Origin of the sequence: Pseudoalteromonas sp. S1609, from assembly GCF_005887255.1 — a bacterium.
GTDB lineage: Bacteria > Pseudomonadota > Gammaproteobacteria > Enterobacterales > Alteromonadaceae > Pseudoalteromonas.
The window spans coordinates 55948-74144 of sequence record NZ_PNDJ01000020.1; the positions used below are offsets into that span (position 1 = coordinate 55948).

Consider the following 18197-nt stretch of genomic DNA (forward strand, 5'->3'; position numbering starts at 1 on the left):
TGATTATCAAGCTCAGTTGCGTGTTTTTTGCTCACATTTAAATAGGTAGTAATGGCTAAACATGGCTTTGCTACCGCTAAAATAATTTACTTAACTTTCTCTTTTTTAAGTTTATTTTTTGCATGTAATGCTTGTCGTTTAATAGTGAAGTTTATCGATTTTAGTTAAAAATATACGACAAGCTTATTAGCTCTAATTTAAAAAAAGTTGCTATCTAATCTTTTTTCACTATTGTAAATGGAAATCATTATCATTAAGATCCTTGCACCTAAAAAGTGTACTCAAGGAATGTTGATGTGTCTCAATCTCAAGTGTTAAATATTAATACCATTGAAAAACAGGCTGTATTTGAACAAAGCGGCCTGCCCCCACAATTCAATTTAGAGCAGTTCATTAATTATCAAATAGCGTCTTTGCAAGGGCTGTCGGCAGTACAGCAAGCGATGGCTAAAGCCCAAAAGCCATTTTCAGGTGTGTCGGTAAATACGTTAGCAAAAGTAGTAAACGATGTTGATTTATCACAGCCATTGGCTGACTTTCCGGCGGTGCTTGAAGAGCTAAAAGGCGTGTATTTAGATCATGCTGTGTATTTTCATCATCCGCGTTATATGGCTCATTTAAACTGCCCTGTAACCTACCCTGCTGTTGTGGCCGAACATATTATTGCTGCTATTAATACCTCAGTAGATACATGGGATCAAAGTGCAGGCGCGACGTTAATCGAACAAAAGCTGATTGATTGGACATGCCAAAAAGCAGCATTGCCAAGCACTGCCGATGGAGTATTTACTAGTGGCGGCACGCAATCAAACTTAATGGCAATGTTAGTTGCTCGTGAAGTAGCAGTAAGCCGATATGCGCCAGAGCATCAGGTAAAACTTCAGGGCTTACCGGCTGTTGCATCGCGTTTTAAAATTTATTGCTCTGAGGTGGCCCATTTTAGTATTCAAAAAGCAGCGGCGTTACTGGGCTTAGGTTACGACGCCGTGGTGCCGGTGGCTACAAACAGCGAAATGCAAATGGATATGGAGGCACTTAAAACCGCCATAGCAACAAGCAAAGCGCAAGGTGATTTACCCATTGCAGTGGTTATTACCGCAGGCACAACCGATTTTGGCTCTATCGATCCAATCCATAATATTGCCATGCTAGCTAAAGAAGAGCAGCTATGGTGCCACGTAGATGGCGCTTATGGTGGTGGTTTGTTGGTGAGCGAGCACCACCGCAATGCGCTTAATGGCATTGAGTTGGTTGATTCAATAACGATTGATTATCACAAATCATTTATGCAACCGGTTAGTTGTAGTGCCTTTTTATTAAGCGACAAACGTCATTTTAGCCACATTACTTTGTATGCCGATTATTTAAACCCATTAGCAGAGGCCGGAAATGGCACGCCTAATTTGGTTGATAAAAGCCTGCAAACCACTCGCCGTTTTGATGCCTTAAAGTTATGGCTAACACTGCGCACCACTGGAGAAGCACCGCTTGGCCGTGCGTTCGATAAAGTTATTGGTCTTGCGCGCCAAACTCATATTGTACTTAACGACCACCCCGACTTTGAAGTAGTTAACTACCCCGAGCTTAGTGCCTTGGTATTTAGATTTGCCCCTGATGATTTAAAACATGACCTTGATTTACTCGACTCTTTAAACCTGCATGTACGACAAACGTTTTTAAAAACCGGTGAAGCCATGATTGCCCGTACAAAAATAAATGGTCGTCATTATCTTAAATTTACATTGCTTAATGCGCAGTGCCAATTATCTGATGTACGCGCTGTTATTGAGCAAATTAGCCACATTGCATGGCAAACTTATAGGGAAATTGCATAATGGATAATCAACCTTACGATTTTATAGCTATTGGCCTTGGCCCATTTAACTTATCTTTAGCGTGTTTAAGTGAACCGCTCGAAGATGTAAAAAGCCTGTTTTTGGAGCAGCGCAGTGAGTTTGATTGGCACCCTGGAATGATGCTAGAAGGCGTTACATTACAAACTCCGTTTATGTCGGATTTAGTAACCATGGCGGATCCAACCAGCCAGTATAGCTTTTTAAATTATGCCAAATTAAATAATCGCTTATACCCGTTTTATATTCGCGAAAGCTTTTTTTTATTGCGCCGTGAATACAACTTATATTGCCAATGGGTTTGCTCGCAGCTTTCAAATGTTAACTTTGAACAAACAGTCACTCACGTTGAATTTTGCCCGCAAAGTGAGTGTTATACCGTTAGCTGTAACACCCCTAATGGTATGCAACATTATGTGACTCGCCATATTGTTTTGGGCACAGGGCCTGCACCGTATATTCCTGATTGCGCTGTGCAAAGTAACTCAAATAACGTAATGCACAGTAGCGATTTTTGTCATCGGCTTGATGAATTAAAGGCAGCTAAACGGGTTACTGTGGTAGGGGCTGGGCAAAGTGCAGCAGAAATTTACCACACTTTATTGCAGCAAGCAGTACCGCAAGGCTTGCAGTTAGATTGGATAGCACGTTCACCGCGCTATTTTCCGCTTGAGTATACTAAGCTCACCCTTGAAATGACCTCTCCTGAGTATGTAGATTACTTTTATAATTTAAAAACTGAGCAGCGAGATTGGCTCAATCAAAACCAAAAAAATCTATTTAAGGGCATTAACGGCGATTTAATTAACGACATTTTCCACACCCTCTACGCGCAAAGCCTTGATGGGCCAATTTCTACTACATTTAAAACTAACAGCAGGCTAACAGGCACTCAAAAAGTAGGTAAGCGTTTACTGACTGAGTTTTATCATCAGGAGCTTGAGCAGCCCTTTTCAATAGAAACTGACTTTTTAATTTGCGCCACGGGCTTTAAATATCAGCGCCCTGCTTTTTTAAATAATATTGCCCACCAATTACCCCAAGATGAGCAAGGTCGTTATTTAGTGAGTCGTGAATATGCGGTAGATAGCGAACAAAAACGTATTTTTGTACAAAATGCCGAGCAGCATACTCATGGTTTTGTAACTCCAGATTTAGGTATGGCTTGCTATCGTAATAGTATTATTTTACGTGAAATTTTAGGTTATTCGCCTTATCAGGTTGAGCAAAAAATTGCTTTTCAAAACTTTGATTTAAGTGATGTAACCCTATCAGCACAACAGCAGAGTAGCGCCGCATGAGTCTTCGTTTAGCGCTAATTTTGCTGACGGTTATTTCGGTGGTATGCGATACCTTGCTGCTACCGTTTTATCCGCAATTTTTTGCTAGTGAATTTGCTATTAGTAACGCCACTCTAATCGGCCTCTTTGTGGCTAACTGTTGTATTACTGTAATGCTGGCTTTACCGCTATGGGCTAAGGTCGCTAAAAAATACAATGAGTTGGCTTTGTGGTTAGTAACCCAAGTGGTGGCCGCTGGTTTTGGCCTGCTTTGTTACTTTGCTACCAATGTATGGGAGTTTTGGATTTACTACCAACTAATGTTGGTGCTAAAGGCAAGCTACCTACTTATATACCCATTTGCACTGCGATTAGAGCAACAAACTAAGCATTTATCTATTATTGGTTTGTTTTCTGTATTGATGCATTTTGGTGCGATTGGTGGTGCTTTAATTGGTGGTTATTTCTTTAGTTTAGCAGAGCCACGCTATGCGTTATTACTCAGTAGTGCCGGTGACCTAGTTCAGGTTTTATTATGCGCCTACTTAATGTATTCATTAAAAACAGGTATTTATCAGAAAGCAATAGCGACTGAAAAACCGCGAGAGCGCATTCCCTATTTTATTTGGCAATTTTGCTTTTTAAGTGTGGTGGTTTATTTTAGCGCGTTTTTAATTCGCCCCTTCTTTACTACTCATTGGCAAGCATTAAACGCACAAAGCAGCACGTTGCAAAGTGCTGTCGTATACGCCATTCCTGCTTTTGCTGCGCTTGTTATGCTGGTTTTTAACCATTTCAGGCAGCATTTACCACTGCCAATATTAAGCCGCACTAGCACTTTGTTATGTGCACTTATTTTGGGGGCGCTTGGGCTTTATTTACAAGCGCAGGAGTCGGTGTGGTTAGTGATTTTATCACGTGTTTTATATGGTTTTGCGCTATTTCAAGTGATGGTACTACTAGAGGTAATGCTATTTGCTAAAAGTGAGCCTGCACATTACGGCAGCGACTTTGCCAAAGTGCACATTGCTCAAAATATCGGGGTTATTTTAGCGTCGTTACTAGTGGGTATGAGCGTAGAGCATCTTTCAACAACGGTTGTGTTTTACTTTGCTGCCATTGGCTTTGCAAGCCTTGCCTTTATTCTGGTTTGGCGGGTTAAGGCTGTTGCTCGAACTGCGCGTTCAGCGTCTTAGTTTTTAAGATTTATTGGAGTTTTTATGTATTTTTCATCTTTTGTAACCACCCTACAGCATACCGGCAAAGTGACGATGCGGTTATTACAACAAACAGATATGCCAACAGTTTGCGATTGGCTTAAGCAACCGTATGCGCACTTTTGGGGTATGCAGCAGCAAACCGAGCAACAAATAACTAAAGCGTATCAAGATATTTTTGTTACGCCTCATCATCAGGCATACGTGATCGAGCAAAATAATAACCTATTGGCTTTAGTTGAGCTTTATAGCCCAGAGCACGAAAGCTTAATGAAAGCGGCGTACGAGGTTGAACCGAATGATGTAGGTATGCATATTTTATTAGCGCCTAACTCGGCACCTAAGCGCCATTTTAGTTTTGAAATGATGCAGTGCGTGTTGCAAAGTATTTTTGCTCAAAACAGTGCCGCCCGTGTTGTGGTTGAGCCCGACATTGCTAATAGTAAAATCCATACTTTAAATAAGCGTTTGGGGTTTGTGCACACCCAGCAAATTCAACTGGGCGAAAAAGCCGCTTATTTAGGCTTTTGTAATAAAGCAGCCTTTGATAGGCACAGCCAACTATTTACTGATTCGTTAGCACCTTTGCAAACTGATTACGTGATACAGCCACATTGGCAATGGGCAAACCGGCATTTACAAGCTAAAGCCCTGACTGAGCTAGTGCACGAGCGTTTATTGGCTGCAGAGACAACAAAGCAAGGCTTTAAAGTAAACGTTGAAGGCGGTTACTTTATTTTTAATGGCCGTGCTATGGCACTGAATCATATAGATATAGACGAGCCAAGCCTATGCTTTTACAACCTTAACGAAGAGCTGCAGCCGCTAGATGTGTTGCACTTTTTTAGTATGCAAGGGCCTGCGCTAGGTTTAACGGGTAAGCGCCTTGCCACCTACCTTGAAGAGCTAAATGCTACTTTAGCCAGTGCGTGCTTTAAACGTGAAAATAACACTTTAACAGCGGCGCAGTTAGCTAATTTAGGGCTGCAAAAAATAGAAGCCGCAATGAGCGAAGGTCACCCTGCCTTTGTTGCTAATAATGGCCGCATTGGTTTTAGTAAAGCTGACTTTTTACGTTATGCGCCAGAAGTAGGCAAACCGTTTAAAGTACTGTGGTTAGCAGCGCATAAAACGGTATGCGACTTTGCCCATAGTGAATACTTTGCCGATTACCCAAGCCATATAAGTGATGAACTAGATTTAACCACCCGAGATACGTTCAACAAAGCGCTAAAAGCTCAAAACCTAAACCCCGATGATTACTTACTCATTCCTGCTCACCCATGGCAGTACCAACACAAATTGAGTGTGGTATTTGCAAATGAGTTGGCAAATCAGCGATTAGTGTATTTAGGTGAAGGTGACGATTTATATCAAGCGCAACAGTCAATTCGGACCTTATATAATTGCTCGCACCCGCATAAACCGTATTTAAAAGTGGCGTTGTCTATTTTAAATATGGGATTTATGCGCGGCCTATCGCGTGCTTACATGGCGGTGACTCCTGCCATTAACGATTGGGTATTTGAAAAGGTTAGCCAAGATCAACAACTCGCAGGCGCTAATTTTACAGCGCTTAGAGAATACGCCACCTTAGGTTATGCCCATCATACGTTTGAGCAAAGCGCGCTGGGAGATACACCCTATCGTAAAATGTTTGCCTGCTTATGGCGAGAAAACCCAAACCATAATTTAAGTAGTGATGAACAATTGACCACTATGGCAGCGTTATTACACTTAGATAATAATGGCCAAAGTTTAGTGGGCGAATGGATAGCGCAAAGTGGTTTGAGCACGCAGCAGTGGTTACGTGCCTACTTTAATGCCTATTTAATTCCGCTAGTACATTGTTTTTACGCGCATAAATTAGTGTTTATGCCTCACGGCGAAAACCTCATTTTAAAGCTTAAAAATTCGGTGCCTGTGGGCGCATATATGAAAGACATAGGTGAAGAGGTTGCCTTACTTAATAGCACTGAAGTATTGCCTGCAGGGGTTGAACGTATTCATGTTTCTATGCCTAAAGAACTTGAGTTATTAAGTATATTTACCGATGTATTTGACTGCTTCTTTAGATACTTAGTGGCAATTTTAGTGCGAGAAGAGCGTATTACAGAGCATGACTTTTGGCAGTGTGTTACGCAAAGTGTTAAAGCGTATCAACATGCTAACCCTGCTTTAAATGAGCGATTTAAAGAGTATGACTTTTTTAGTGATGAGTTTGCTCACTCTTGTTTAAACCGCTTACAGTTAGGTAATAATGAGCAAATGGTTGATTTAACCGATCCGGCGGGTAGTTTGCAGTTTGCTGGTAACTTAAACAACCCCGTATCGGCAAAGCTGTATGGCTAAACCGATTACCCTTGCGCAGTTTTTATATTGCCAACAACCCGTGCAACGAACTTTTAAACCGAGCTTATTATTAGTGCGCGCTTTAACAGTTCGTTGTAAGGCGCAGTACCCTACTGCGCCTAAGCAATTTATTAGTCGGCATTTGTATTTGCAGCTTTGTTGGCAAGCTATTTACGCTTATTGCTATTGGTTTGCTTGCAAGCAAAGTACGGCTGATCCCATTAACATGCCGTTAGCGGTAAATGGCGCTTATTGTCGTGGGTTTAACCTGAATAATGACGTATTAGTAAGTAAAACAGAGCAAACCAAAGCGTTTACTCATTTTATAAGCCAAGTTGGTGAATGGGTAAATACCGACTATACACTTGGTAAAAAAGAACAAGCTCGGTTATTACTCGATTCATTAAGTAGCGCCATTGAGCGAGCTCATAGCTTATACCTTGCTACTACTTTACATATCAACAATTGCCATCGTCAGCTGCACACCCTTATTTGTGAACACTTTAATCTTGATACGCCATTTACTGAAAAACCCCAGCGTTTAACCTGTTGCCGCTATTATTTAGCCGGTTATAGCAAATGCCAAACCTGCCCTAAAAAGGATATTAAAACCAATGAACCAACGTCTTAAAACGATTGATCTTGCGCGTGGTGCGAGCGTTTTTATTATGATTATTGTGCATACCTTATGGATGTATGCTTCCACAACGCTTCAAAGTGAAAGCGCTTTTGGTACGGTTGTGCATATACTTGGCAAAGGCACCGCCTCGTTTCTGGTGGCAATGGGGCTATCTATGGCACTTTCGCGCAGGCAAACACCCTTACTTTTAATTAAGCGAGGTTTACAGCTTTTACTGCTTGCCTATTTAATGAATGCGGCCAAGTTTTGGCTACCTATTGAAGTATTTAATACTATGCCTGAGGCGTTTATAAATGCTTATGGCTGGCAAAGCCCGCTCAGTGCTGGGCAGTTACAATTTATGGTGTTAACAGGTGATATTTTACAACTGGCTGGAGTTAGCTTATTGCTGTTTGGGGCACTTAATATTGCCCGTTGGAAAACAACATGGATTGCGGTTTTAGCCATTGCAATTGCAGTTTTAAGCCAGTTTGTAAGGGGGCAGCAATTTACGCTTTCACCTTATATTAGTGATTTGTTTTTTGCTAATAACTATCAGGTGTATTTTCCGGTTTTTCCTTGGATAAGTGCGATATTAACGGGATACGTACTGGGTCGTTTATACCTTAGTAACCGACAAAATGCCGATTACTTATATAAAGTATGTGCACAACTTGGTGCTGCTTTACTTGTTATTGGTGGCATATGGTTAGCCATTGATTTTAAAGGGCAGTTTGGCAACTTTTTCCATTTAAATGGCGGCGGTATTAGCTATTTAATTGGCTTAAATTTATGTGCACTAGCGGCTATACAGTTTATTTTTGCTGATAAATATAATGGCCCTATTACACGTGCTCTTTTATATGCCAGTAAACATGTAACCGCGCTCTATGTTATTCAATGGGTACTTATTTGCTGGTTTATGGGGGCGCTTGGTTATCATACCCTCAGCCTTTGGCCGACACTTTGTATGATGGTACTGATGACTTTACTTACTTTTGCTGTGCATAAGGTTTATTTAAAAAGCAAACAGAGCCTCACAGACATTACGCAAAAAGCTAAACGTACAGCTTAAGCTGTAAAGGGGCTTTACGGGCGCTGATTTGGGTGCCCTAGCCTGCTTTTATTGCGTCAATAACGCTATGCATACGCTTTGCTAACGGCCTATTTCGGTGATGGCACACATAAATATTTTCGCTAATTGGATTAGCTAAATGATGCGTTTTAATAAGCGCAGGTTTATTAAATGCGCTAACGGCGTGCGCAGGTAAAACTGTAAAACCCAGCCCTAAACTTACCGGCTCCAGTATTAAACTTATTTGGTTAGAAAACCCCGTTTGCTTAATTTGATCAACATGTTCAAATTCACTGTAGTTTTCGCTAAGTAAAAGCTGCGCATGATGTTTTGCATCGGGGTGGCCAATAAAGCCAAGCTCACATAAAACCTCCCACGTTGGGTTTTCTATATGTGCGGGCGTTACTAATAATAGGGATTCTTTACCAATTTTGTGGCTGGTAACTTCACTAAGGGTAGGCGCTTGAGTTAAAAAGCCAATATCGGCACTATGATTGGCCACCGCTTGTTCAACATTGGTATTTGGAGCAAAGCGGTAATCTATAATTAGCTTCTTGTGCTCTACTTGCAGTGCTAATAGTTGATTGTAAAACTTTAGCCCGCAACTGCCTGGCGACTGTATTTTTACTAAACCGCTGTAAGGTGAATCATCTTTTAATTGCTGCTCTAAAAACTGCCATTCTTTTAATAATAAGCTGCCTTGCTGATACAAGTTTTGCCCATGTACGGTAAGCGTAAATTGTTTACCGTGGCGCTCAAGCAAGGCGCAATCTACTTGCTGCTCTAACTTTTTTATATGTTGGCTTACGCCTGACTGGGTCATATAAAGGCGCTCGGCGGTTTGGGTAAAGTGATTTACCTCAACTAAAGTACAAAACGTGTTTAACCATGTCGGGTTTATCATTACAAAATATACTCAAAATGATGATTAATGATAATTTTACTTAATGTTGGTCAGTTCGTAAACTCACTCCATCAACTAAACATAGTTAAGTAGGAGTATTTATTATGAGTCATACATATCCACGTAGTTTTTCGCACATTGGTATTTCAGTTCCCGATGTTGAAAAAGCCGTAGAGTTTTACACTAAGGTGATGGGCTGGTACACCATAATGGAGCCTACCGTGATCACTGAAGACAACAGCCCAATTGGCGAAATGTGTACCGATGTATTTGGTCCAAATTGGGAAAAATTCAAAATAGCGCATCTTTCAACAGGCGACCGAATTGGTGTAGAAATTTTTGAATTTAAAGACCAAGAAAACCCTAAAGACAACTTTGAATACTGGAAAACCGGTATCTTCCACTTCTGTGTACAAGACCCAGATGTAGAAGGCTTAGCGGATCGTATTGTTGCTGCAGGTGGTAAAAAACGAATGCCAGAGCCACGTTACTATTACCCTGGCGAAAAGCCGTACCGCATGATCTACATGGAAGACCCGTTTGGTAACATCCTTGAGATTTACAGCCACAGCTACGAGCTTATATACAGCGCAGGCGCTTATTAAAAGCATTTAGCTAAAAACAAAAGCCGCAGTATTTATTACTGCGGCTTTTTGTGCCTAAAAAGAATACATTGCCTAGATATGTTAGTGCTGATAACGTGATAAAACAAAACTACTTATAACTCCATGTTTGAAATTAAGGACAATAATGAACATTTTATTGGAAGATATTACCTCTGCTAATTACGAAGAGGTATGCGATTTAGACGTTACCAAAGCGCAACAAGATTACGTAGCGAGTAATATGTGGTCGTTAGTTGAGGCGCACTACAATAGCGGACATACCTGTAAAGCTATTTACCAAAATAATGAGCCTGTAGGCTTTTTTATGTGGGTGCAAGAAACCCCTACAAAGGTTTCTATTTGGCGTTTTATGGTAGATGAACATCATCAAAATAAAGGTATTGGCCGCCAAGCACTATTCATGGCAATTGCAGAGATTAAAACGACTTCTAAGCTTGAACAAATCGAGATTTGTTATAACCCGCAAAACCCTGTAGCTAAGGATTTTTATTCTAGTTTTGGGTTTGAAGAAGTTGGCCTAGATGAAGACGAAGAAGATATGTTAGCCATTATTAATATAAAAAGTTAACCCAATTTTGTTTAGCGCGTTGCTTATTGCCATAAAAATTAGTGCTTAGTAAGGTGTGGAGGATGTTGCAGTGCTAATTTTTTTAGCTGTGTAATGCATGAAAGCGCTAAGTCATGATATTCATCATCGCTATACAATATCTCGTTTAGCAGATTAATAGATTGTATGAGTGCATTGTGCGCAGCACTTTGTTCGTCTAAAAAGTGAAGTGTGGAATAAAGGCGCTCTGTAAGTGAGGTAATTTGTATGATTTGCTGTTTATTCGCACAGTTATACATTTGAGCTAACAAGGACGCACTTTCAAGTGCACACCCCAAGTACGGCAATGCTTGTGCAAATTGGTATCGTTTAAACAGCGCTTCGCCACTTAGCTGCGCATTTTGAATATCTATAATTGCTTGTTCTGGTTGACATAAAACATGTTGTTTGTGTCGAGCACATAAAAAAGGTAATGCCATGGTACGTTCCATATCTGTTTATTTTTTAAGACTGTAAAACAGAAACCCCAAAACACCAAATGATAATTGTTTTTATTTGCATTTGTAGGTTTAAAGCAGTTTGTTGTGTATACTAACTTCATTGTTTTGATTCTTATTTTTATAAAAACCGATATGAAAAACCCATTTTTAGCACTTGTTTTACTCAGTGGATTATCAGGCTGCAGTATAAACACAGTATCAGTATCTCAAAGTTCATCCTTGTATAATTACGGGCTTTATAATGCAAATGGCCAGCGAGTTAATTCAATATTGTCAGAATCCACGCTTTTGAATGCCGATATTGTTTTAGTCGGTGAATGGCATACACACCCCGGTGTGCACTTATTTCAGGCTGAGCTGTTTCAGCAATTGAGCACGCAAAATAAGCCTATTGCTCTATCGCTTGAGCAATTTAGCCGCGCTGATCAGCAAACACTAAACCTATACCTTGAGAGTAAAATTGGCGAACAATACTTAATTGATAACACTAAGGCTTGGCCTAATTATAAGAGCGATTATCGTGCGTTAGTGGAATTGGCGAAGATACAAAATAGCGATGTAATAGCTGCAAATGCGCCTAAACATATTGTTACCTGTATTGGTCGCCAAGGTATTAATTATATTAATAAACTCGACCCACAACAGCGTAGTTTTATTGCAAAAGAGATAGATACTTCTCCAAGCCTTTATAAAGAACGCTTTATGCAATCCATGCATCATGGAACGGCGAGTAAAAACGAAAAACTTTACGCCGCGCAAGTTACTTGGGACGAAACCATGGCTGAGTCTATCGTTAACCATATTAGTCAAAATAAGGGCACGCAGGTTATACATTTAGCCGGTGACTTTCATGTGAGAAATGGTGAAGGCATAGCGCGGGTAATTAAGCGAATTGCCCCAGAGCTTAATGTTGTATGGGTTTCGCCAGTATCAAAAGTACAATCTGAGCAAAGTGGTTATCAATTAGAAGTTAACGCTTTGCCTGCTCGCTATGTGCAAAAAGCACATCAACAAGCTGCATTTAAAGCTTTAGCCAAACGAGGGGAGAAAACACAGTGCCAATAATAGGTTGGCACTGTGTTTGTGTAATACACTTTTTAATATTTACTTAAGCGTAAATGTGCCTTTCATCATGGCGTAATGGCCAGGAAAAGAGCAAAAGAAAGTGTAATCGGTTCCGGCTGTTAAGCCGCTGGTTTTAAAAGTAACTTCGGTTGTTTTACCGCCGCCAATAATGTCTGTAGCACCAATCACGCGACTATCATTAGGCTTTATGTAGTGGTTGCTAAGCCCTGCAGCGTTGCCATCTGTGATAATACCTTGCATGTTTTAATCGTAGATAGCACCCAGTTATGACCTATTACATTGGCAGGTAATTTATCGGTGTGACTAAGCATCATATCGTTTGCATCTATATTTAGTGTGCATTCGTCTGCATATGCTGTATTGGCACTCAGTAGCAGTGTAGTACTTAGTAAGGCTATTAATTTTTTCATACTGTCTGTGCTAGTTGGTTTGAGCTGTTTCGAGCTTGATTTGTTAAGGCTACAAGTGCTTTTCGCACGGCTAATGGGCTATCGCACTCATTCGCAAAATTAATAAAGTAATTACGCTTGTGGCTTTGTATATAAAAGCCTGTGGGGAGTAGGCCGCTCATTATTGGGGTGTTATCAGCTACACTGTAGTGCTGCATTAATATCAGCGACATAGCATCTTGATGATCTTCATTCATATGAGTGATCATGCTTTGCTGCTGGCTTTCATCCCACTTTTTAGGCTGAGCTTGCCACTCGTTTTGCTCAAGCCAAAATATTTTTCCAAAACCGCCAATATAACGCACCCGTACTACATCTAATTGCCAAAGCTGAAAATCATGCGCATTGCGATAGCTTGCAGCCTCAGGGTACAAAGCTATATATTTATCAAGTAGCACTTCGCTTTGCTCTTTTGCCACAATAGAGCCATCACCTACGAGTGTTACTCGCCCATGTTCGTTTTGATCGCCATAATCGGCGGCATCAAAAATAGTCAGACTCATGCGTGAGTCCTGTTTTAAATTTTTGGTATGCTGAGCTATGTCACTAATAAAAAAGTAGATGCGACCTTGTTCGTCACACATATAAGGTGTAACAGAGCCAAACGGATAGCCGCGTAAATTATTTGAAATGGTCGACATTACGCCGGCATGGGTTTTAAAAACGAGCGTACGTGCGTCGTTTAATGCTTGCTCTCTCATGAAAACTCCTGACGTTGAGAAAAAACCATGGGCGCATCGTTATAAGGATGAGGGTTAACGTGCAATTTCATGGCGTACATTTGTTGTAAGTTTTGTGCTGTTAAAACGGTATTTATAGACCCGCTTTGCAGCACTTTTTGGTTGTGTAATAAAATAGCGTTGGTTGCATAAAGGCTTGCTAAATTAAGATCGTGTATAGCAATAATGGCGCTGTTTCCTTGCTCTACAAAGGTTCTAACACAGCTAAGTAAAGTATGTTGATGACGCATATCTAGCGCTGATGTTGGCTCATCGAGCAACATTAATTTAGGCCCCGTTTGCGCAGTAAAAGCATCTAACTGGGCTAATGTGCGCGCCATATGAACTCGCTGTTGTTCGCCGCCCGAAAGCGCACTCATTCGACGTGTTAGGTAATGGGTTAAATCCATAAGTGAGGCATATTTTTGGACTTTATTGGCTTGTGTTTTAAGAGACTCTGTATAGGGATAGCGGCCCATAGCAATGAGTTCAAATACACTAAAATCAAAGCCAACATGGTTACTTTGCATCATTACAGCGCGCTTGCTAGCTAATTGCTCTTTAGAAAATGAATGCAAAGGTTTGGTATTAAATAGTATATCTCCCTCAAAGGGATGCATGCCTGCCAAAGTATGCAGTAAGGTCGATTTACCTGCGCCATTTTCGCCTATCAGTGCGACAAGTTGTCCTGCTTGGATATTGCCGCTAATACCCTCTAAAACACGATGGGTGTTAAAGCCTATATTGAGGTTGTTAAACGTGATCATGACCAATCTCGCTTATTTTTAATGATCAAATATATAAATAGTGGAGCGCCAAGTAACGCAGTTATAATGCCAATTGGCAGCTCCGCAGGCATAACAACTAAGCGTGCCAACCAATCTGAAAGTAGCAACACAATCACACCTAAAAGCATACAAAGTGGCAGCATATTTCGTAAATGTGGCCCAACCATGAGGCGTGCGATGTGAGGAACAACTAAACCAACAAAGCCAATTAAACCTGTTAGCGCAACTACCGCACCTACGCCCAATGCAACTAATATAATGACGTATAATTTAAGCTTGCTGGTATCGACACCTAAGTATTGAGCTTGTGATTCACCAATAAGAAGTAGATTCATTGGCTCTTTTAATCGCCATAGCCCGATAAGGCTCAGCAAAAGCAAAGGACTCGCTTGTTTTATATTATCCCAACTCGCACCGCCTAATGAGCCCATGGTCCAATAGTTAATTAACCGCAGTGCGCTGTCATCGGCATAAAAACTTAATAGCCCAATAACAGCGAATGCCAATGCATTAATGGCGACACCGACTAATATAAGTGTATTTATATTAATTTGTTTTTGTTGTTTTGAGACTAAATATACCAGCGACGTTACTGATAATGCCCCCAAAAATGAGGCATAAGGTAAGTAGTGTTGAGCGTTAAAATTAAACTGTGCACTAAGGGCAATAAAAGCCACCGCGACCATTGCAGCGCCTGCGCTTATACCAATAATAGAGGGATCGGCAAGCGGGTTACGACACAGCGCTTGGGTTGCAGCTCCTGTTTGTGCAAGTACTAAACCCACCATCACTGCAAGGACAAAACGAGGCAGGCGTATTTGTGTAACCACATTGATTTGTAGCGCATCAAATTGACTAAAATGCTCAGGGGCTAGCCATGCAATAGCTAAGCGCCAATCCCACCCTGCGGCTCCATAGCCTATGCTAAGTAATGCTAAAGCAAAAATGCAGCCATAACTTAATAGCATCCACTTATGCGGATTACTGAGTGTTATGGCGTTAAAACGATTCAAAGTTAACGTGCTCATAAGCGTGTTTTATACTCATGCAATGCTTGAATCGCAGTTGCAATACGCGGCGACATGCCCAGAGAAAGCAAGCTGTCCATGACCAGTAATTGACACTCTTGCGCTGCTTTTAATAAACGAAGTGTAGGCTGTTTACAAAAGGCTTGTTTCCCACCAAGGCTTTGCACAACATGCGCTGGCGCCACTAAAAAATCGGGCTGACTTACAGCCAGTACTTCACTGTTAATTGCTTTAAAGCCTGTATGCGTAGCAGCTATATTGGTAATGCCCGCATAATTAAACAGCAAGTTGGGCACCGTTTCTTGTCCTGCTGCGACGAGCCCACGCTCATTAGCTGAAAGTAAAAACAAAGCGTTATGAGTCTGTGTTTTTGCTTTAGTAGGTAACGATTTTTTTATTTTAGTAATTAGGTTTTGAGCTTTTAGGTTTGCATCTAAATCACTACCAAGGTGCTTAATCAGTTCAAGTAGTTCATTTACAGATGTCGGCTTTTTATAGTGAATAACCTTCACTCCGGTTGCTTCTATTTGCTTTAGCGCCTGCTCTCTTCCTGCACCTTCAAGTGCAAGTAACGTAGTTGGGTGCATTGAAAGCACTCCCTCAGCGGCTAGGTCTCGATAGTAACCTACCTGTGGCAACTGTGTTGCTTGTTGCGGATACATACTTGATTGGTCAACCGCGACTAAACTATTTTGTTTTTCTAGTGCGTAGATTATTTCAGTTAATGTGCCGCCAGCACTGATCACACGCTCTTTCGCGAGTGCTGATTGAGTGGCTAAAGCCAGAAAAAAAATTAGGTACTTCATAACAAACTCCGATTTTATTTTTTAGTATTATAACCACTTTAATCTAAATGAAAATGATTATCATAATCAATTGATCTTATTTTGGGTTAGTTGTACCATTTAAAAGTAAATAATAACTATTATCACTTGGAGTGGAGATGAATCCCTTTTCTTTTAAATTTACAGCATTAGCCTCTTTGTTAATTAGCTCTGGTAGCGCACTGGCCGAAAATGTTATTGACGATCATATTGTGGTTAGTGGCTCTCGTTTTGAACAAAAGCTTGAAGATGTGACTGGCTCAGTAACGGTTATTACCGAACAAGATATTGAGCGTCAGCTCGCTGTAGATTTACAAACTATGTTTAAATACGATCCAAGTATCTCAAGTACTGGCAGTGGCGCAGGCGCGCAAACACTAACTGTACGAGGTGTTGGTGGCAACAGAGTTGTTTTTATTAAAGATGGAAGACGCACAAACGATGGCTACGCTGGCGGCGGCGGTTATTTAGTGGGTCGAAATTACTTTGATGTTGCGGGTGTTAAACAAGTTGAAGTTGCAAAAGGGGCGGCGTCATCGCTATATGGTTCTGATGCACTAGGGGGAATTGTAGTAATAACAACTAAAGATCCGAGTGATTATTTAGTGGATCAACAAAGCTTGGTAAAAGTAGCGTTAGGCTACCAAGGCCAAAGCAATCAGGTTGCTGCTGATATTACAGCAGCAAAAGATTTAGGTGACGTTGCTATTAGCGCTGTTTATAGCCATCGCGGTAGTGAAGAAGTACAAAACTACGTTGAAGATTTACCAGGGTACGATGCCCGCTCGGACGCTTTGCTACTTAAAGTTGAGCAAAAACTTGATGAAAAACGCACCCTTAAGTATACCTTAGATTACTTTAATCAAACAACAGAGCAAGTAATCACTCCATCCATTCAAGAAACCGAAGACGAAGACACAAATATATCATTTGCACTCGATTATGATTCAAATATGGCAACAGCCATATTTGATAAATGGTATGGGCAACTATCTTATAGTCGATACGAGCAACAAAGTGACCAAATAAGCGCAGCTAGAAATTACATCGATTATAATGACTACGGGTTTGAGCAAGATATTTTAGGCTTAAAAGCGGTATTTAGTAAGGAAGTTAAAGGAGAAAATACCGAGCATGAATTTGTCTATGGAGTAGATATTGATTTATATGATACTACTCGACCACGCTTAAAAACCCGTGTATTAAATGATGGTACTGTTGATTTTACGAATGAAAAACAAAAAGCATTTCCTGGCGCCGATACTTCTTTAGTTGGTGTATATATGCAAGACAGTATTAAATTTAACGAGACTGATTGGTCGTTAGTTGCGGGTATTCGTTACGATTATTATGCACTTGAAGCCAAAAAAGATGCGTTATACGCTGACGCCGAGCTTAACGATATTACCGAATCTGCGTTTTCACCAAAGCTGGGTGTGATTTACCAGGTAGACGATAATTTATCTTGGTATGGGCAATATGTTCGAGGCTTTAAAATACCGCCACACGACCAAGCCTATCAAAGCCATGGTGTTGAGCCGTTTTATCAAATATTACCAAACGCAGATTTAGACCCTGAAAGCAGTGACTCATTCGAGATCGGATTAAGATACGCAAGTAGCGATATTAGTGTAAATCTAAGCACTTTTTATGCTGCCTATGATGACTTTATCGAAACAACAATTGCGGATGTTGAACCAACTTATATTCCTAATGTAAATAAAACATTTTACCAATATCAAAATATTAGCGAAACCCAGATCAGCGGTGTAGAAGCTGGTATTGCTATGTATGTCACCGACGATATTTTATTAGAAGCCAATGTTGCTTACGTAGATGGTGAAAACAAAGACTCTGATCAGCCACTTACTAGTATTAGCCCGTTAAATGGTTCTATATTGGTAAGCACTGAGTTTGGCAATGTTAATTGGACCGCTGCTTGGCGTTTAGCCAAGTCACAGTCTGATGTAGTACTTGATACTAATGGTAATAAAACAACACAAGGTAACGGTTATGGTGTTGTTGATTTATATGCAAATTATCAGTGGCAAGCATGGCAAATGAATGTAGGTTTACTTAACCTGCTCGATAAAGAGTACGTACCGTTTGAACTCATTGCTGGTCAATCCAAAGGTACTGATTTTAGCCAATATAGCCAACCAGGACGTAATGTTTCGGCTCGGATAAGCTATCAGTTCTAATTAAAAACAAAAGCCGTATATAAATTATACGGCTTTTTTAATTGCCTTCATATCAATTGAAGAATAACTGTAAAGGGGGTTAACAGCTGCTATGTATTATACAAAACAATAAAAAAAGCGCCTTAACCA

General features: G+C 40.6%; 16 protein-coding genes and 1 pseudogene. 10 read left to right on the top strand and 7 right to left on the bottom strand.

Going from position 1 to position 18197, the window contains the following annotated elements; translation table 11 throughout:
* Positions 1–296: 296 nt before the first annotated feature.
* The 6 genes from CWB76_RS06890 to CWB76_RS06915 are packed head-to-tail and all read left to right on the top strand — an operon-like array spanning position 297 to position 8396.
* Positions 297–1835, top strand: a complete 1539-nt coding sequence (locus tag CWB76_RS06890; RefSeq protein WP_138606406.1) for a pyridoxal phosphate-dependent decarboxylase family protein — start codon at positions 297–299, stop codon at positions 1833–1835.
* A complete protein-coding gene (locus CWB76_RS06895; protein ID WP_075170136.1) occupies positions 1835–3154 on the top strand; it encodes a lysine N(6)-hydroxylase/L-ornithine N(5)-oxygenase family protein in 1320 nt (439 codons plus the stop codon). Before CWB76_RS06890 ends, CWB76_RS06895 begins: the two co-directional genes overlap by 1 nt.
* Complete coding sequence (locus CWB76_RS06900) at positions 3151–4329, top strand: MFS transporter (protein WP_138606408.1); 1179 nt, start codon at positions 3151–3153, stop codon at positions 4327–4329. The genes CWB76_RS06895 and CWB76_RS06900 overlap by 4 nt, the downstream gene beginning before the upstream one ends.
* Positions 4330–4353: 24 nt before the next feature.
* Positions 4354–6702: a GNAT family N-acetyltransferase gene (locus CWB76_RS06905; RefSeq protein ID WP_138606410.1), complete on the top strand. Its 2349-nt coding sequence runs from the start codon at positions 4354–4356 to the stop codon at positions 6700–6702.
* On the top strand, positions 6695–7333 hold the full coding sequence (locus CWB76_RS06910; protein WP_138606412.1) for a hypothetical protein: 639 nt from the start codon (positions 6695–6697) through the stop codon (positions 7331–7333). Before CWB76_RS06905 ends, CWB76_RS06910 begins: the two co-directional genes overlap by 8 nt.
* Positions 7317–8396 (top strand): heparan-alpha-glucosaminide N-acetyltransferase domain-containing protein, encoded by a 1080-nt coding sequence (locus tag CWB76_RS06915; RefSeq protein ID WP_138606413.1) that lies wholly within the window; start codon positions 7317–7319, stop codon positions 8394–8396. The genes CWB76_RS06910 and CWB76_RS06915 overlap by 17 nt, the downstream gene beginning before the upstream one ends.
* Positions 8397–8433: 37 nt before the next feature.
* Here CWB76_RS06915 and CWB76_RS06920 read toward each other — a convergent pair whose 3' ends face one another.
* Positions 8434–9300, bottom strand: coding sequence for a LysR family transcriptional regulator (locus CWB76_RS06920; protein WP_138606415.1), 867 nt, complete (start codon positions 9298–9300; stop codon positions 8434–8436).
* Positions 9301–9404: 104 nt separating this feature from the next.
* Here CWB76_RS06920 and CWB76_RS06925 point away from each other — a divergent pair, with 104 nt between their 5' ends.
* A complete protein-coding gene (locus CWB76_RS06925) occupies positions 9405–9905 on the top strand; it encodes a lactoylglutathione lyase family protein (protein ID WP_008130525.1) in 501 nt (166 codons plus the stop codon).
* Between the two features lie 145 nt (positions 9906–10050).
* Positions 10051–10494, top strand: a complete 444-nt coding sequence (locus CWB76_RS06930) for a GNAT family N-acetyltransferase (protein ID WP_138570332.1) — start codon at positions 10051–10053, stop codon at positions 10492–10494.
* Positions 10495–10532: 38 nt separating this feature from the next.
* Here the strand turns inward: CWB76_RS06930 and CWB76_RS06935 are convergent, their stop codons facing one another.
* Positions 10533–10952: a hypothetical protein gene (locus tag CWB76_RS06935; protein ID WP_010388755.1), complete on the bottom strand. Its 420-nt coding sequence runs from the start codon at positions 10950–10952 to the stop codon at positions 10533–10535.
* A gap of 153 nt (positions 10953–11105) precedes the next feature.
* Here CWB76_RS06935 and CWB76_RS06940 point away from each other — a divergent pair, with 153 nt between their 5' ends.
* Entirely contained in the window at positions 11106–12038 is a 933-nt protein-coding gene (locus tag CWB76_RS06940) for a ChaN family lipoprotein (protein WP_171039600.1), read from the top strand.
* Between the two features lie 39 nt (positions 12039–12077).
* On the opposite strand, the pseudogene azu reads toward CWB76_RS06940, so the two are convergent.
* The 5 genes and pseudogenes from azu to CWB76_RS06965 all read right to left on the bottom strand — a co-directional run bounded on the left by azu (position 12078) and on the right by CWB76_RS06965 (position 15849).
* Positions 12078–12469: pseudogene (azu, locus tag CWB76_RS06945) on the bottom strand (azurin).
* A complete protein-coding gene (locus CWB76_RS06950) occupies positions 12466–13209 on the bottom strand; it encodes a HugZ family pyridoxamine 5'-phosphate oxidase (RefSeq protein WP_138606419.1) in 744 nt (247 codons plus the stop codon). Before CWB76_RS06950 ends, azu begins: the two are co-directional and overlap by 4 nt.
* Positions 13206–13994: a heme ABC transporter ATP-binding protein gene (locus CWB76_RS06955; protein WP_010388751.1), complete on the bottom strand. Its 789-nt coding sequence runs from the start codon at positions 13992–13994 to the stop codon at positions 13206–13208. Before CWB76_RS06955 ends, CWB76_RS06950 begins: the two co-directional genes overlap by 4 nt.
* Positions 13991–15043: a FecCD family ABC transporter permease gene (locus CWB76_RS06960; protein WP_024602445.1), complete on the bottom strand. Its 1053-nt coding sequence runs from the start codon at positions 15041–15043 to the stop codon at positions 13991–13993. Before CWB76_RS06960 ends, CWB76_RS06955 begins: the two co-directional genes overlap by 4 nt.
* Positions 15040–15849 (bottom strand): heme/hemin ABC transporter substrate-binding protein, encoded by an 810-nt coding sequence (locus CWB76_RS06965; protein ID WP_138606421.1) that lies wholly within the window; start codon positions 15847–15849, stop codon positions 15040–15042. Before CWB76_RS06965 ends, CWB76_RS06960 begins: the two co-directional genes overlap by 4 nt.
* Before the next feature lie 137 nt (positions 15850–15986).
* Between CWB76_RS06965 and CWB76_RS06970 the strand changes: the two genes are divergently transcribed.
* Positions 15987–18068, top strand: coding sequence for a TonB-dependent hemoglobin/transferrin/lactoferrin family receptor (locus tag CWB76_RS06970; protein ID WP_138606423.1), 2082 nt, complete (start codon positions 15987–15989; stop codon positions 18066–18068).
* Positions 18069–18197 lie beyond the last annotated feature (129 nt).

Bases quoted from the DNA above. Each gene is read 5' to 3' on its own strand.
- CWB76_RS06895 (WP_075170136.1), top strand. From the start codon at position 1,835: ATGGATAATCAACCTTACGATTTTATAGCTATTGGCCTTGGCCCATTT.
- CWB76_RS06900 (WP_138606408.1), top strand. From the start codon at position 3,151: ATGAGTCTTCGTTTAGCGCTAATTTTGCTGACGGTTATTTCGGTGGTA.
- CWB76_RS06905 (WP_138606410.1), top strand. From the start codon at position 4,354: ATGTATTTTTCATCTTTTGTAACCACCCTACAGCATACCGGCAAAGTG.
- CWB76_RS06910 (WP_138606412.1), top strand. From the start codon at position 6,695: ATGGCTAAACCGATTACCCTTGCGCAGTTTTTATATTGCCAACAACCC.
- CWB76_RS06915 (WP_138606413.1), top strand. From the start codon at position 7,317: ATGAACCAACGTCTTAAAACGATTGATCTTGCGCGTGGTGCGAGCGTT.
- CWB76_RS06920 (WP_138606415.1), bottom strand. From the start codon at position 9,300: ATGATAAACCCGACATGGTTAAACACGTTTTGTACTTTAGTTGAGGTA.
- CWB76_RS06925 (WP_008130525.1), top strand. From the start codon at position 9,405: ATGAGTCATACATATCCACGTAGTTTTTCGCACATTGGTATTTCAGTT.
- CWB76_RS06930 (WP_138570332.1), top strand. From the start codon at position 10,051: ATGAACATTTTATTGGAAGATATTACCTCTGCTAATTACGAAGAGGTA.
- CWB76_RS06935 (WP_010388755.1), bottom strand. From the start codon at position 10,952: ATGGCATTACCTTTTTTATGTGCTCGACACAAACAACATGTTTTATGT.
- CWB76_RS06940 (WP_171039600.1), top strand. From the start codon at position 11,106: ATGAAAAACCCATTTTTAGCACTTGTTTTACTCAGTGGATTATCAGGC.
- CWB76_RS06950 (WP_138606419.1), bottom strand. From the start codon at position 13,209: ATGAGAGAGCAAGCATTAAACGACGCACGTACGCTCGTTTTTAAAACC.
- CWB76_RS06955 (WP_010388751.1), bottom strand. From the start codon at position 13,994: ATGATCACGTTTAACAACCTCAATATAGGCTTTAACACCCATCGTGTT.
- CWB76_RS06960 (WP_024602445.1), bottom strand. From the start codon at position 15,043: ATGAGCACGTTAACTTTGAATCGTTTTAACGCCATAACACTCAGTAAT.
- CWB76_RS06965 (WP_138606421.1), bottom strand. From the start codon at position 15,849: ATGAAGTACCTAATTTTTTTTCTGGCTTTAGCCACTCAATCAGCACTC.
- CWB76_RS06970 (WP_138606423.1), top strand. From the start codon at position 15,987: ATGAATCCCTTTTCTTTTAAATTTACAGCATTAGCCTCTTTGTTAATT.